Annotated in this window: 13 protein-coding genes; 7 read left to right on the top strand and 6 right to left on the bottom strand. The window is 69.3% G+C overall.

Annotated features, from left to right (window positions below; all coding sequences use genetic code 11):
• Window positions 1-172: 172 nt before the first annotated feature.
• Both ACH4DZ_RS29540 and ACH4DZ_RS29535 read right to left on the bottom strand, forming a co-directional pair.
• Window positions 173-625, bottom strand: a complete 453-nt coding sequence (locus ACH4DZ_RS29540) for a hypothetical protein (protein ID WP_398290431.1) — start codon at window positions 623-625, stop codon at window positions 173-175.
• A 51-nt stretch (window positions 626-676) separates the two neighbouring features.
• Window positions 677-1,684, bottom strand: a complete 1,008-nt coding sequence (locus tag ACH4DZ_RS29535) for a hypothetical protein (protein ID WP_398290430.1) — start codon at window positions 1,682-1,684, stop codon at window positions 677-679.
• Window positions 1,685-1,836: 152 nt separating this feature from the next.
• Here ACH4DZ_RS29535 and ACH4DZ_RS29530 point away from each other — a divergent pair, with 152 nt between their 5' ends.
• The 4 genes from ACH4DZ_RS29530 (at window position 1,837) to tsrT (ending at window position 7,744) form a co-directional block, all read left to right on the top strand.
• A complete protein-coding gene (locus ACH4DZ_RS29530; RefSeq protein ID WP_398290429.1) occupies window positions 1,837-2,148 on the top strand; it encodes a DUF6233 domain-containing protein in 312 nt (103 codons plus the stop codon).
• An 803-nt stretch (window positions 2,149-2,951) separates the two neighbouring features.
• Window positions 2,952-4,271 (top strand): APC family permease, encoded by a 1,320-nt coding sequence (locus ACH4DZ_RS29525; protein WP_398290428.1) that lies wholly within the window; start codon window positions 2,952-2,954, stop codon window positions 4,269-4,271.
• 411 nt (window positions 4,272-4,682) lie between these two features.
• The gene (locus ACH4DZ_RS29520; RefSeq protein WP_398290427.1) at window positions 4,683-6,047 is read left to right on the top strand and encodes a tryptophanase; all 1,365 of its coding nucleotides are present in this window, start codon (window positions 4,683-4,685) and stop codon (window positions 6,045-6,047) included.
• Window positions 6,044-7,744 carry a tryptophan 2-C-methyltransferase gene (gene tsrT, locus ACH4DZ_RS29515; protein ID WP_398290426.1) on the top strand — a complete coding sequence of 567 codons (1,701 nt, stop codon included), beginning with the start codon at window positions 6,044-6,046 and terminating at the stop codon, window positions 7,742-7,744. Before ACH4DZ_RS29520 ends, tsrT begins: the two co-directional genes overlap by 4 nt.
• A gap of 106 nt (window positions 7,745-7,850) precedes the next feature.
• Here the strand turns inward: tsrT and ACH4DZ_RS29510 are convergent, their stop codons facing one another.
• A complete protein-coding gene (locus tag ACH4DZ_RS29510) occupies window positions 7,851-8,129 on the bottom strand; it encodes a hypothetical protein (RefSeq protein ID WP_398290425.1) in 279 nt (92 codons plus the stop codon).
• Window positions 8,130-8,165: 36 nt separating this feature from the next.
• Window positions 8,166-8,813, bottom strand: coding sequence for a hypothetical protein (locus ACH4DZ_RS29505; protein ID WP_398290424.1), 648 nt, complete (start codon window positions 8,811-8,813; stop codon window positions 8,166-8,168).
• Between the two features lie 637 nt (window positions 8,814-9,450).
• On the opposite strand from ACH4DZ_RS29505, the gene ACH4DZ_RS29500 reads away from it, so the two are divergent.
• Together ACH4DZ_RS29500 and ACH4DZ_RS29495 are read left to right on the top strand one after the other, a co-directional pair.
• A complete protein-coding gene (locus tag ACH4DZ_RS29500; protein WP_398290423.1) occupies window positions 9,451-9,690 on the top strand; it encodes a hypothetical protein in 240 nt (79 codons plus the stop codon).
• Window positions 9,687-11,126, top strand: coding sequence for an ATP-binding protein (locus tag ACH4DZ_RS29495; protein ID WP_398290422.1), 1,440 nt, complete (start codon window positions 9,687-9,689; stop codon window positions 11,124-11,126). Before ACH4DZ_RS29500 ends, ACH4DZ_RS29495 begins: the two co-directional genes overlap by 4 nt.
• A gap of 274 nt (window positions 11,127-11,400) precedes the next feature.
• On the opposite strand, the gene ACH4DZ_RS29490 is transcribed toward ACH4DZ_RS29495, so the two are convergent.
• A complete protein-coding gene (locus ACH4DZ_RS29490) occupies window positions 11,401-12,255 on the bottom strand; it encodes a LysR family transcriptional regulator (protein WP_398290421.1) in 855 nt (284 codons plus the stop codon).
• Between the two features lie 68 nt (window positions 12,256-12,323).
• Here ACH4DZ_RS29490 and ACH4DZ_RS29485 point away from each other — a divergent pair, with 68 nt between their 5' ends.
• A complete protein-coding gene (locus ACH4DZ_RS29485; protein ID WP_398290420.1) occupies window positions 12,324-13,271 on the top strand; it encodes an EamA family transporter in 948 nt (315 codons plus the stop codon).
• A gap of 31 nt (window positions 13,272-13,302) precedes the next feature.
• Here the strand turns inward: ACH4DZ_RS29485 and ACH4DZ_RS29480 are convergent, their stop codons facing one another.
• Entirely contained in the window at window positions 13,303-14,724 is a 1,422-nt protein-coding gene (locus ACH4DZ_RS29480; protein WP_398290656.1) for a family 43 glycosylhydrolase, read from the bottom strand.
• Window positions 14,725-14,834 lie beyond the last annotated feature (110 nt).

The following is a 14,834-nucleotide window of genomic DNA, read 5'->3' as shown; positions in this document are numbered from 1 at the left end:
GATGCGGCTGACATGAAAAGAGGGATCCCCGCGAGCCCGGCGTACGACTGTGCTGCTTTGTGGACCTGCACCAGGAACCGAACCCTTGAAACGCTGCTGCCACAGACGTCCCGTCAACTCGCCCTGTCTGCACGCACTCTCAGGTGCCGGCGTATCGGCGTACTTGAGAAAGTCACGTGTACGCCGACATCAGGTGGAAGGCGTCGATCGCGGCGCGCACCTGCGGTGCCTGCTCCCATTCCTGGTGGTGGTCGCCGTTGTAGTGGTGGAAGCGCCGGGACACGAGCGCGCCCGCCACCTCCGCGACGTCGTCGGGTGTGGCGAAGACGCGGTGCAGTGCGGTGAGCGGGCCGCGCGGGATCGCGCCGACGGCATCGGGGCGGAGCAGGCTGTGTGCCCAGCCGGTGTCGTCGTGCCAGATGAGCCGGATGCCGCCCGGGCCGGCGCAGCGGGAGGCGTCCCAGGTGAAGACCAGGCGCATTGCGGTCTCGCGTCGGTAGTCACGTTCCATGCGGACGGCGCCGGGCGGGATGCCGCGGCCGGCGAGTTCCTGGTCGACGGCGCGTGCGTAGGGCCAATGCGGCAGCGAGGCAGGATCCGGCATTCCGGGCGGGTTGAGCAGCACCAGTCGTCTCCAGGACAGGTCAGGGCGATATGGCCGATGGGTGAGGGGTGGTCAGGAGGCGCGGCGGGAGGCGGCGGCCGGGCCGATCACGCCGGGCCCGAACTTCCTGCGGATGCGGTCGCTGACCGCCTCCGCGACCAGCCGGTCCTCGCGTGCCCGGTCGAGACTGATCTGCTCGGCCACCTGGGCGGCGCCGACCAGGTCCTCACCCTTGAGGACAAGGCCGGTCAGCCTGCCGCGCTGCAGGCCCGCGGCATCGATGAGCCGGAAGGCCATCGTGCGCAGGTCGTCCTCGTGCGCAGACGCCTCCGGCAGGCGGCGCGTCTTCTCCCAGCCGGTGCCGCCGACGAACCGCAGCGCGAGGGTGAGGCCGCGCGCCACCTGACCACGCTCGCGTAGCTGGAGACCGAGCTGCACGACCAGATCGAGCAGGGCGCCACGGACCACGGCGCCGTCCAGGGTGTGCTGGACGAAGGAGTGCCGCACGCTCGCCGACGCGGGCAGAGCGCGCGGGGCGACCGGGCGGGGGTCGATGCCACGGGCCCGGTCGACGACGATCCGTCCGGCCCTCCCACCCAGCAGGCGCTGCACCGTGGCCGGCGGGATGGCCGCGAGCAGACCGACGCAGTGCACTCCGTACTCGCGCAGCGCCGCCGCCTGCTTCGGACCCACACCATGCAGAGCTTCCACCGGCAGCGGCCCGAGCCAGTCGAGGACCCGGTCCGGGTCCACGGCGAGGACTCCGCCGGGTGCGTCGATCTGCGCGGAGGCGGTAGCCGCGACCGTGATCGTAGGGCCGATCCCGACGCGTACGTCGATGCCGAGCCGCGAGAGCGTGCGCACCCGCAGCACCTCCCCGAGCCGGCGGGCGTCGGCGCCGTGGTAGCGCAGCGCGCCCTTCAGCTCGACAAGGGCCGCGGACGGCGGGAGGGCCTGGACGGTCGGGGAGAGCTCCGCGCACTGTTCCAGGACCTGCCGGAACGTCTCTTCCGGCAGCCGGTCCGGGCAGCGCACATGCATCACGCTCGACACCCTCATCTGGTCTTCCGCTGCCGCCATGGCACCCCACCTCCTCCACCCGTAGAGTATCGAACTAGTATTCGAACACGCGAGTGGCGGGCCGATCGGTCCGCAGATTCACAAACGGGACTACGTTCGATGACCTACCTGCTGACCTGGCACGATTGCTCACATTGAGGACCTGGCACGCCATGTGGCTGCACCGCATCGACGCGAAGATCGCTGCTGTTCGGCAACGGGAAGCCGAGCAGGAACGCGGCCGCCCCGCCCGGCTCCCGGGACCGGAGTGGGTTGTCGAACTCGGTATCGGTGACGGCCGCCCACCCGTGGAAGTACATGCCGGGCACTGCTACGTCATCGGCAAGCGCCGTCGGCCGATCAGCCGTGCGGAAGCCCGCCGGCTTCCCGACGCGGGACCGCGCGCATGCAGCCACTGCGCCCCGGACACCACGCTCGACATCCCGTTATCCAGCCGCCCGGCCCTTGCCGCCGCGGCGCGCTGACCGGCTTTCCGCATACTCACGGCCTGCCACGCCGCACCGCGGTGTCCACCCTCTTACTCACTCCTGGACAGGACATCCCTGCGATGACCAGCACTCCCCCGCCACCGATCAGCGAACCGGACCCGTCGACCTTCAAAACCTCCAGCAGCTACATCGGACCCTGCTCCGGCTGTCAGCGCCCCACCCACAAGTACGGCAGTGGCGGACTGCCCCTGTGCCAGTGGTGCTTCTCCCCCGTACAGGAAAACTGGGGACCGGCCGTCCGGTTCACCAGTACCCGTACGCAGGCTCGCCGAGAAGCAGGACCGGCTCGGTGACCGGTCCGAGGCTGCAGTCGCGGTGCGCGTCCCGGTCCGGTCAACTCCTCGCGCGCTGAAAGCCTGTAGGTTCTCGACACACGTGTCCTACAGCGACGCCGTGACCTGCGGCTTCTCCCTGCGTCTCACGCTACCTCCGCGCGACCGTCCCGCTGGATCTGTCGCTGCCTGATGCCGCCGATCGCCTGTCAACGACTCTGGCCGATGAGAGCCGTACGGTCGATGTGCTGGTGAACACCGCCGGCGCGGCGCGGTCGCGACTATCGCGAGCACCGCCGTCTACAACGCACCGCATTCCTGGAGGCGTCGAACCGCAGCCGGATCGACAGCAGCCAATGGCCGGCGCTTACGGGCAGGCACCTTCCAGTTCGCGTTCTGATCCACCGCAGCGTGGCGGGGCATGACGACGGAACACATACTGGCATTCATCAATAAAAGGGGATGAAAATCCCTATCCGGGTCGCCGCAACGCAGAGCCAGGTGAGCATGAGCAGCCGCGCTCAAGATGGCACGGGAGTTCCCGAGGCAGGCCTCAGACGTACGCTGACCACGCCGGTCCTCTACTTCTTCATCCTGGGTGATGTGCTGGGTGCCGGCGCGTACGTGCTGGTGGGACAGGTGGCAGCAAAGTCCGGGGGTGCGGTGTGGCTTCCTCTGGTCGTGGCCCTCGGCCTGGCCCTGCTGACGGCCTCCTCCTACGCGGAACTCGCCACGAAGTACCCGCGGGCCGGCGGTGCCTCGCACTACACCACTTTGGCTTACGGCCCGTTCGCCGGGTTCTTCACGGGGTTCTGCATGCTGGCCGCTGGTGTCGTGTCCGCGGCCGGCCTCGCCCGCGGGTTCGGCGGTGACTACCTCAGTGTCTTCGTCTCACTTCCTGTGTCGCTGGTAGCCGTTCTGTTCCTCGGTGCCCTGGCCCTGCTCAACGCCCGGGGTATCAGCGAATCGACTAGGGCCAACGTGGCCGCGACCGTCGTCGAGGTCGGTGGCCTGGTACTGGTCATCGGCCTGGGTGCCTGGGTGGTCCTGCGCGGTGAGGGGGATGTGGGCCGGCTGACACAGCTCGGCACGGCTCAGCATTCACCGGCCTACGCCGTGCTGAGCGGATCCGTCCTGGCCTTCTACTCCTTCGTCGGCTTCGAGACATCGGTCAATGTGGCCGAGGAGACCCGCGATCCGCGGCGGTCCTACCCGCGCGCCCTGTTCGGCGCATTGGCCACGGCCGGCGTGATCTACGCGCTGGTCGGTGCCGCGGCGAGTTCCGCTGTACGGACGAGCGCGCTGGCCCAGTCCAGCGGACCGCTGCTGACCGTCGTCGAGGTCGCGGACGGCGTACCGACACAGCTGTTCAGCGTGATCGCCCTGATCGCCGTCGCCAACGGCGCGCTGCTGACCGGCATCATGTCTTCCCGGCTGGCGTATGGCATGGCCCGCGACGGGCTGCTGCCACAGTTTCTGACGAAAGTGCTGCCCGGCCGGCGTACTCCCTGGGCCGCCATCGCGGTGACCACCTTGCTCTCGCTGCTGCTCGCGACGACGGGTGACGTGGCCGCCCTCGCCTCGACGCTCGTTCTGCTGCTTCTCGTCGTCTTCTTCCTGGTCAACACGGCTGTTCTACGGCTACGGACCGACACCGTGCCGCATGACCACTTCAGAACCCCGATGGTGGTCGCCCTGCTCGGCGCGGCCTCGTGCGTGCTGCTCGCCTCGCAGTTCGAGGGCCAGGTATGGGTGCGGGGTTCGGCCGTGCTGGCCGTCGGCGCACTGCTCGCGGGCGTCGCGGCCCGTGGGCGAAAACGCAGATAGCCCGAAAGCTTCCGCTTGCATCTGTGACCCGGATCAGTCTGCTGCCCAGCCGATCGACTCATCGACGACTTTGTGCAATTGCCTCCCGGCGCACTCGGACTTAAGGAGCGTATCCACTCGTCGTGCAAGCCGAGCCCTGGCCCGCTTGTCAAGGAATGCCTGCGCTGCCGCATGATCCGCACGAATAGAACGTCTGCGGATGGAGATCGCTGACTGCCCGGGTGCCCGATCATGCTGTTCCCGTCGGGCACCCGGGCAGTACAGCAGCAGACCGGTGTCGTAGCCCTCGACAGGTGCTCGCCGCCGATCAGCGGTACGGTCGAACGGAGGATTATCACCCGCCCACGCAGTGCATGATTCCGACCGGTCTCTCTTCCAGGCGAAGCAATTTCGACGGAATGGATTGCGGTGATGGAACCGTTTCGCATCAAAGCCGTGGAGCCCATCCCTTTACGCACCGTGGAAGAACGGCAGAGAATTCTGGCCGAGGCCGACTACAACGTTTTCCGCGTGCATTCTGCCGACGTCACCATCGATCTGCTGACCGACTCGGGGACGACGGCGATGTCGTCCAAGCAATGGGCGGCCCTGTTTCTGGGAGATGAGTCCTACGCCTGGGCCTCGTCCTACGAGCGGTTCGAACGGACCGTGCGGGAACTGACCGGATTCCCGGAGGTCATTCCCATCCACCAGGGACGCGCGGCCGAAAGACTGCTCTTCACCACTCTGCTGTGCCCCGGACAGACCACCGTCGCCAACGGCCACTTCGACTCCACGCGCGCCAACATCGAACAACTGGACTGCCGTGCCGTGGACTTGCCGTGCCCCGAGGCCGCCGATCTCGTCAGCGAGGCACCTTTCAAGGGAAACATCGACCTCGACCGGCTACGGGAACTGCTGGACGCACCGGACGACGAGCAAGTGGCCCTCGTGATCCTGACAGTGACCGACAACGGCGGCGGCGGCCAGCCCGTGTCACTGGCGAACCTGCGGTCGGCGCGGGAGATCTGCCGGCAGCACGAAGTACCCCTGCTGCTGGACGCGTCCCGGTTCGCCGAGAACGCACACCTGATCATCACGCGTGAACCCGGCCAACAGGACCGCACCCCGCGTGAGGTGGCCCGCGCCATGTTCGACCTCGCGGACGGCTGCTGGGCCTCGCTGAAAAAGGACGGCATGTCCAACACCGGCGGTCTCATCGCTCTGCGGGACGCGGAGACGGCGGCACGCTGCCGTGAGCGGTTGACCATCACCGAAGGGTTCCCGACCTACGGAGGACTCGCGGGACGAGACCTGGAGACCCTGGTCCAGGGGTTGAGTGAGGTCACCGACCCCGCCTACCTGGCGCACCGGGCCGACACCGCAGCGTGGTTCGCCGACGCTCTCGCCAAGGCGGGCCTTCCCACATTGCGTCCGGCCGGCTGCCATGCCGTCTACGCCGATGCCGGACACCTGCTGCCGCACATCCCTCCCGAGAACTTCCCCGGGCAGGCAATGGTCTGCGAGCTGTATCGCCAAGCCGGGGTGCGCACGGTGGAATTCGGCACGCTGGCGTTCGGCCAGGACGGCGGGCAGGCTCCGCACGAGCTGGTGCGGCTGGCGCTGCCGCGCCGCGTCTACACCCGCTCCCACCTGGAGTACGTGGTGGACGCGGTGAAAGACGTCGTCGGCCGGGCCGGGGAGCTGACCGGCTTCACCATCACCGGCCCGCAGCCCCCGATGCGGCACTTCACCGCCAAGCTCACCCCGCTCGAAGAAGGCAGGAACACCCCGTGAACAGCTTGATCACACTGATCAACCCGAACAAGGTCCACCCGCCGATCACCCCGTACGCGCTGGACGTCCTGACCACAGAACTGGAGCAGCACGGCTACACCGCGGAGGTCGTCGATCTGTGCTTCGCACGGGACGCCTGGCCGCAGATCCTGGAGGAGTACTTCACCTCCCGTCCGCCGCCGCTGCTGGTAGGGATCTCGGTACGCAACACCGACACCCTCTACGCGCAGCAGCAGCGCGTCTTCCTCCCCGAGCACCGGCAGATCGTGCGGAAGATCCGCTCGCTGACTCCGGCCCCCATGGTGGGCGGCGGGGTGGGCTTCTCCACGATGCCGTACGCGTGCGTGGACTACTTCGGGCTGGACTTCGGCGTCAAGGGCCCGGGCGAACGCATCCTGGTGGACCTTGCCGACCAGTTATCCCACCACGGCGACCCGGCCTCGGTTCCGGGCCTGCTCTTCAACCAGGGCGACGGCCTGGTGACCCGCGTCCCCACCCCCGACCCCGACACCGCCCTGGGCGGGGTGGGCGAGGTCGGCGCCGGACAGTCGCGCGCCTGGCAGGTCGACACCGACTCCTCCTACACGCGGCGATCCGGCGACCGGTCGAAGGTCGACAACCTCGGCTACTACGAACGCGGCGGACTGGGAAACATCCTCACCAAGAGCGGCTGCCCCTACGCGTGCGCGCACTGCGTGGAACCCGACGCCAAGGGCACGTCGTTCGCGAAACGGTCCGTGCACGCCGTGGTCGACGAACTGACCGAACTGGTGGACCAGGGAGTGTGCGACGTCCACACCGCCGACTCCGAGTTCAACCTCGCCATCGCGAACACCAAGGCCGTACTGCGCGAGATCGGCCGCCGCAAGGACACCACCCCCGACTCCCCGCTGCACCGGCTGCGCCTGTGGATCTACGCCCAGCCCAAACCCTTCGACGACGAGTTCGCCGAACTGCTGGCAGCGGCCGGGTGCGCCGGGGTGAACGTGGCGCCCGACCACGTGCGTGACGACATGCTGGACGGCTGGAAAGTCACCGGCAAGGGGACCCGCTACTACACCTGGTCCGACACCGAACGCCTCGTGAAGCTCTGCAACAAATACGAGATGGCCAGCATGGTGGAGGTCTTGGCGGGAATGCCCGGAGAGACCTGGCCGACCCTGCGCGAAGCCATCGACCGCACCCTGGCACTGGACGCGACCGTGTCCGGGTTCAGCCTGGGACTGCGCTGCTTCCCCTACCAGCCGCTGGGCCAGTGGCTGGCCCGACAGAGCGCGGGCGTACGGCACGTACCCGGCACACAGTCCGACACCGCCACCGAACCCATCGTGCTGCGCACCGCCGACCAGTGCCACACGCCCGTGGAGTACGAGCGGCAGTTCATGTTCCAGTCCGACGGCACGGTCCGTCCCGTGTGCTACTTCTCAACCGGCCTTCCCGAGGACCCCGCCACCATGGCCGACCCCGCCGGCCGCTGGCTGCACACCGTCGAAATGATGTGGGCGCACATCGACCCCGCCGACTACCCGCGCGTCATGCTGCCGACCGCTCCCGGCAGCTCCAAGGACGACAACAACTACGCCGACAACCCCTTCCTCACCGCCCTCACCGCCCTGGGCTACCGCGGCGCGTTCTGGGCGAAATGGAGAGACCGCGACGCCATCCTCGCCGAAGCCGAGAGACAAGGCATCACCTGAGATCCTGGCCGCACGGGCACGCACGAGGCCCTGACAGTTGATCCCCGTTGATGCCTGGTGATCCGAGACGGCGCGTGCTGCCCCGTGTCCGCTGTCCCATTGCGTCTCAGTTCCTGATGAGAGGTTCGTAGGGGTGCCCCTCCGGCGTGAAGATGAGAACGAAGTTCTCTCCCACCCCAACGGTTACCTCCCGCAAGCGGACCAGGACGTCTGCCTGGTCCGGAAGGTCGAGGCCAAGGGCTGCGGCGGCTCGTTCCCTTCGGGCCACGAGATCCGGCATGTCCTCCAGGTACCCGGCCGCGAGCTCGCGACTTTCCTTCTCGGTGGACGCTTGGCAGCCACGCCACCACGGGGCGACCAGCAGCAGCCGCAGGAGGGTGGTCACGTCCGCTTGCCAGGCCGCGGCCCTTGCCCAACTCGACTACCGGCCTTGACCAGTCAGCCAGAGCCTCACTTCCTGCCAGGCGGCCCGCCCTTCCGCCTCTGGCTCCGCGCCCCACCACCAGGAGAATGGCGAGTCGCCCGAATCCAGCTCCTCCCGCCACCAATGGACGCTCGCGTCCAGGTGCTGGCGGGCGATCGGACCCTTCTCCATCTCCCAGCGGGCCAGCCATGGAGTGACCGAGGACGTCGCCGTCACGCAGCTCTCGAATACCTCGGATGACGAGATCGGCGGAGACTTTGTCCGCAGGGTGCTGGTCCACCAGGCGTCCAGGAAATCCGCGACGGCCTGGGCCTGCTGGCGGGGCCACTGCGGCCAGCCTGCCGCAGCCAGTCCCCGAGCCGTGAGGTCGGACTCGTGCTCCCCCTCAGCCAGGATGACGACGAGCTCTGGCAAAACCCGTCTGATGATCGCGGGCTGATCGTCCCAGTGCGAAGGATGCTTCTGAGCTACACGGCGGGCAAGATCCGCTGGGACTGGGACATCGGGAGTCCGCAGCAGTCTGATCTCGCCCGCATCGAAGCACCGGCCACAGCCGGTCTCGTCCACTCGGGCGGTCATGCCGCCGAAGACTTTCGCGACCCTGGCCACCGCAGCGGCGAGGACATCGGCATCCGGAAGAGTCACAAGGCACCCCGTCAAAACTCCAGCAGGTCGCCCCAACCGAAGAGAGCGACGCTACCAGGCGACACCCCTCCACGGCCCAACAGGGCGAACATCGCCTGATACGGCACTGGAAACGAACTCGACCACCTGCCCGTCGGCGACATCGGCTCCGTCGCCCTGGACGAATGGGCCCATCGCCCGCGGGTTCTGACGCGGCAGACGGCACCCAGGTGGCCGCGAACGCACAGGTGCTCGTTCGTTCCCCATCCAGACACGCAAGAGATCGTCAGCCGCCGCCACACCCCAGCGTACGAAAGCCCACGTCGGGCGGCGGCTGCGGGCGAGCGACGGCGGCCCGCGGACCATGACGAAGCCCGCAGACGCTCGTACCTGACGCGCGCGGCTGCAACCACTGCCGTTTCGACCTTGCGCTCGGCATCCTCGGCTTGTCCGCCCGCCCGGCTCCCGACGTCCGCGTTGAGGACGGAGTCTGATGGCAGGTTTCTGTATGACTCCACCTTTGACCGGCTTTACCAGTGAGCGAGCCACCCGCTCAACCCTGCCATTTACCTGTCGGCGACCTTTCAAGTGTCTATCGATCCAGCCCCGACGTGCCCTCGGCTATGACGTGATCGGCCATGTGGAGCACTATGGGCACGTGGAAAAAGTACGACTTCTCGCCGTGGACGGCGATCCGCCCTTCGCCGACCTGGTCGCGACAGTCGGCCGCTACGGGGCCTGGGAGGCGGTCGCCAGGAACATCGTGGTATTCGACCTGATGCTGCCAGGCACCGACAGCCACGGCGAGGACAGCGGCGGCGGCACCGAGAAGGACGGGCCACAGCTCATCCACACCGTGCGGGGCGTCGAGTACGCGGTACGGCGGATCTCCGAGTGACCGGCCGGCTCCGCGACACCTACCGCAGGCTTCGGCTCGGCACCCGCCTCGCGCTCGGCATGGGCGTGCTCTCGCTGGTCGTCTTCGGTGCCGTCGGCACCGCGCTGTCGATGTACATGCGGGACTACCTGGAACGCCAGCTCAACGATCAGATGAAGCTCGTCCAGACCACCCAGTCCAAGGACGCCCAGGCGCACGGCACGGTGGAGCGCCGGCCGTACTACGGCTGGTACACCGCGGTGTACGACGTCTCGGGCGACTCGGCCGTGCTGCGCAAGCCCAGTGACGTGCCGAAGGACACCGTCGAGCTCACCTCCTTCGCCGAGTCGCTGGCCCGGGCCGGGGCGACGGAGATGTCCCACACCACACGTATCGAGGACGAGGGCGCGTACCGGCTGCGCGCCTGCAAGATCGGGCAGGGCGTCGTGCTGGTCACCGCGGCGCCGCTGGAGGACATCGAGGACACCATGGACCAGCTGGTCACGGTCCAGGTCGTCGCGTTCGCCCTCGCGTTGCTCGGCCTCGTGGTGTTCGGGCGCGCGGTGCTGCGCCGGGGCCTGCAGCCGCTCAGCGACATGGCACACACCGCCCGCGGCATCACCTCGCACGACTTCACCGACTCGGCCCGGCTGCCGGTCCGCGCCGACCGCGGCAACGGCGGCCCGGAGGTCGAGGAGCTGCGCACCGCCTTCAACACCATGCTGGAGCACATCGACGACTCGCTGGCCGTCCGCACGGAGGCCGAGCAGCGGCTGCGCCGCTTCGTCGCGGACGCCTCGCACGAGCTGCGCACGCCCCTGATGTCGGTACGCGGTTACGCGGACCTCTTCCAGTACGCGGCGGCCAACGAACCCGGCGAGCGGGACAAGCACCTGGCCAGGCTGCGCGCCGAGGCGGCCCGGATGGGTGTGCTCCTGGACGATCTGCTGCTGCTCGCCCGCCTGGACGCAGCCGAGGTGGAAGCGCCGCTGCGGCTGGAGGACGCCGACCTCGCGGAACTGGTGCGGCAGGCCGCGGACGCCTTCCGGGCCACCCACGCGGACCGTCCGCTGACCGTGAGGGCCGGTTCCGGTCCGGTGCGGCTGCGGCTCGACGTCCTGCGCGTTCGGCAGGTCCTCGACAACCTCCTCACCAACGCCGCCGTGCACACCCCCGCCGGTACCGAGGTCGTGGTGGAGGTGTCCGTCGCGGCCGGCGCGGCCGTCGTCCGGGTCACCGACTCCGGTCCCGGCATCCCGGCCGCCGACCAGGAGCACGTCTTCGACCGCTTCTTCCGCATCGACAAGGCCCGCAGCCGGGACCGCGGCGGCAGCGGCCTGGGCCTCGCGGTGGCCCGCTCCCTGGTCCGGGCCCACGGCGGCACCATCGACGTACGGAGCCGACCGGGAACGACGACGTTCACGCTGACGATCCCGTTGGTCCGCGACACCCCCTGAAGGCGGTGCCGTGACGCTGCCGACGACCTCGGACCCGTCGGCAACTGCCGGGCAGGCCGTGATCGGCCGGCTGACCCCCGACGCGGCGCTGTTCGGTGCCGACGGGAAGCCTGCCGTCCCCTACGAGGCCGACGCGGGGCGCCGGCCGGACCTCGCGGCGAACTGCGTGTGGCGGCGATGCCATCCCGGGGCGGGGCGTCCGGGTGGTTCGGTCGTTCGTCGGGTGCGGGAGCGTGGGGGCCGGTCGCGCCGTTCCACGCGCCCCTTACGGGGCTCAGTCCGCTCGGTAGAGGGCCGTGAGCAGTTCGGTCACCGCCGGGGCGGCCGGATGCGGGTCGTCACGCCACCGGGCGAGCCGGACCGCGATCGGCTCGGCGTCCCGCACCGGCCGGTACACGACCCCCGGCCGCGGGTACTGGTGCGCGGTCGACTCCGCGGTCATGCCCACACACCGGCCCGTGGAGATCGTGGTCAGCCAGTCGTCGATGTCGTGGGACTCCCTGGTCTCCGGGCGGGCGTCCGGCGGCCACAGCTCCGTCGTGGTGGTCCCCGTCCGCCGGTCGACCAGCAGGGTGCGGCCGGCGAGGTCGGCCAGCCGGACCGAACGGCGCCGGGCCAGCGGGTCGTCGGAGGCCATGGCGCACAGCCGCCGTTCCAGGCCGACGATGACCGACTCGAAGCGGCGTTCGTCCAACGGCCTGCGTACGACGCTCAGTTCGCAGGTGCCCTCCGCCAGCCCGGCGGTCGCGGAGTTGGCGCGGACCAGTTCCAGTTCCGTCGCGGGGTGTGCGGCGGCCCAGGCGCGCTGGAAGGCCAGCGTGTGGCGGCCGAGCGCCGACCAGGCGTACCCGATCCGCAGGGTGGACCGACCCGAGGCGGCCTCCCGGACCAGGCCCTCCACCTCGCCGAGCACCCGCCGGGCGTGTGCCACCACGCGCAGGCCCGTCGCCGTCGGGGTCACCTCCCTGGAGGTACGCCTCAACAGCCGCACCTCCAGCGCGCGTTCGAGCGATGCCAGGGTGCGGGACACCGCCGCCTGGGAGACACCGAGGGCGATGGCCGCGTCGGTGAAGCCGCCCTCGTCGACGATCGCGACGAGACAGCGCAACTGCCGCAGTTCCACATCCATGACTCAAGCGTATAGATGAATCCGACGATGCATTTTGCGCATGCCCGCGAACGGCGCAGCATCGGGGCATGCACGCAGCCTCCGCGCCTTCGCCGACGTCCGCGCCCTCCCCGATGTCCACGCGGCACGCGCCCGCGGCTCCCGCGAGCTCGGAGCCGTCGGAGCCGTCGGTCCCGGCGCCCGAGGACAGGCGCCTGGCGGCTCTGTTCACCCTGCTCGGCAGCGGTCTGTCCACTCAGACCGGCGCGGCGATCGGTTCGCTGGCCTTCCCCGTCCTCGGCCCCCTCGGTGTCGTCGCGGTACGCCAGTACGTGGCCGCGATCGCCCTGTTCACGGTCGCCAGGCCCCCGCTGCGCTCGTTCACCAGGCACCAGTGGTGGCCGGTCCTGCTGCTGGCCCTGGTGTTCGGGACGATGAACCTGTCCCTCTACACCGCCATCGACCGCATCGGACTCGGTCTTGCGGTGACCCTGGAGTTCCTCGGCCCGCTGGCCATCGCGCTGTCCGCCGCGCGCCGGCGGATCGACGCCTGCTGCGCGCTGGTCGCCGCGGCGGGCGTCGTCACCCTGATGCGCCCCCGGCCGTCGGCGGACTATCTCGGCATGGGCCTCGGGCTGCTCGCCGCGGCCTGCTGGGCCTCCTACATCCTGCTCAACCGCACGGTGGGCCGCCGCGTCCCCGGAGCGCAGGGCTCCGCCGCCGCGGCGGCCGTCTCCGCCCTGATGTTCCTGCCGGTCGGCATCGTCCTCGCGTTCCGGAACCCGCCGACCCCCGCGGCTGTGGGGTACGCCGTCGCGGCGGGCGTGCTCTCCTCCGCGGTGCCGTACCTGGCGGACATGTTCACCCTGCGCCACGTCCCCGCCGCGGCCTTCGGCCTCTTCATGAGTGTCAACCCGGTACTGGCGGGTCTGGTCGGCTGGATCGTCCTGGGCCAGAATTTGGGCCCCGTGGAGTGGGCCGCCGTCGGCGCGGTCGTCGCCGCCAACGCGCTCAGCATCCTCACGGCCCGGCGTTGAAGCGGGCGGCGCCGAGCCACTCGTCAGTGAGTCACTCGGCGTAGAACGTCGCGTCCGCCTTGGCCGTCGTCGTGTCGGCGGGCTGCGTGACGAGCAGGTACTCGTAGTGCCGGAGGTAGCTGCCCGCGACGTTGTACGACTCGAAGGAGACGCCCGCGGCGGCGTCGGCCAGGCCGGCCCGTCGGTAGAAGCTCGCGTCGCCCTTGAAGGCCGTACTCCCGTCGCTCTTGTCCACCCACACCTCGCCGTTGCCGCGGTGGCGGAGGTAGTGGCCGGGGAAGTTCGCCGATTCGAGCGAGACGGTCCCGGTGCCGGCGAGGCCGGTCACCACACGGAACTGCGAGTCGGCGAGGTTGGTGACGTTCGGCTCGATCTTCGCCCGGTACTCCCAGTGCCGGATGTACCGGTCGGGGAAGTTGTACGAGGAGAGGCGGACCGGGGTGACGCCGTCAGCCACGGGGATGCCGAAGTTGGGTGTGCCGTCGGCGTTCCAGTACAGCTTCTGGTAGCGGGTGCGCCGGTTGGGGTCGTTGAGCGGGTCGCCGCTGATGTCCTTGTAGTTGCGGTCGTGGTAGACGAGGACGTCGGACTTGCCGTCCTCGGACGTGGTGAAGGTGTTGTGGCCCGGCCCGTACTGGCCGGTGGCCGCGTTGCTGGTGAAGACCGGGGTGGCCGTCTTGGCCCAGGACGCCGCGTTCATGAGGTCGGCGGAGGCGGAGGCGGTCAGCAGCCCGAGGCAGTAGTTGCTGTCGGTGGCGCTCGCCGAGAAGGTCATGAAGACCTTGCCGCCGCGCTGGATGACCGCCGGACCCTCGTTGACGGTGTGGCCGACCTTCTCCCAGGCGTTGGTGGGCCGGGAGATCATGACCGGACTGCCGCTGATGGTCCAGGGGTTGGACAGCCTGGCCAGATAGATGTTGGTGCCGTCGCCGACCGCCGGGTCGTTCTGCGCCCAGCTCAGATAACGGGTGCTGCCCACGGTGAAGGTCGTCGCGTCCAGCGAGAAGGTGTCGAGCGGGAGGGCGATGCGGCCCTTCTCGGTCCAGGTCCCCGTCAGCGGGTTGGCGGCGCTGCTCTCCAGGACGTACGGCCGGATCTTCCAGATGTCGCTGGTGGACCCGGCGGCGAAGTAGACGTACCACTTGCCGCCGATGTAGTGGATCTCGGGCGCCCAGATGTGCGCGCCCATGTCACCGCTGGCGTGCTTGGTCCAGATCGTCGTCTCGGCGGCCGTGGAGAGCCCCTGGAGGGTGGTGGCCCGCCGCATCACGATCCTGTCGTACGCGGGCACGGTCGCGGTGAAGTAGTAGTAGCCGTCGGTGTGCTTGAAGATGTGCGGATCGGCGCGCTGTTCGGCGACGGGGTTGGTGTAGGTGACGGCGGGCGAGGCGGGGGCGGCGGCCTCGGCGATGCCGGAGGCCAGCGCGGCCAGGATGACGAACAGGGCCGTCATCGCCCTTGCGATCGTACGTCTCACGGTGTTCCTCCCGGGATGGGTTCACTCACGTGGTGGCTCGGACGCCGGGCTCATATCGTCACCGCATGGGGGCTCCGCCCCCTCGC

Origin of the sequence: Streptomyces sp. NPDC017991, assembly GCF_044328075.1 — a bacterium.
Taxonomy (GTDB): domain Bacteria; phylum Actinomycetota; class Actinomycetes; order Streptomycetales; family Streptomycetaceae; genus Streptomyces.
This window is presented reverse-complemented; position numbering and strand designations above follow the sequence as displayed.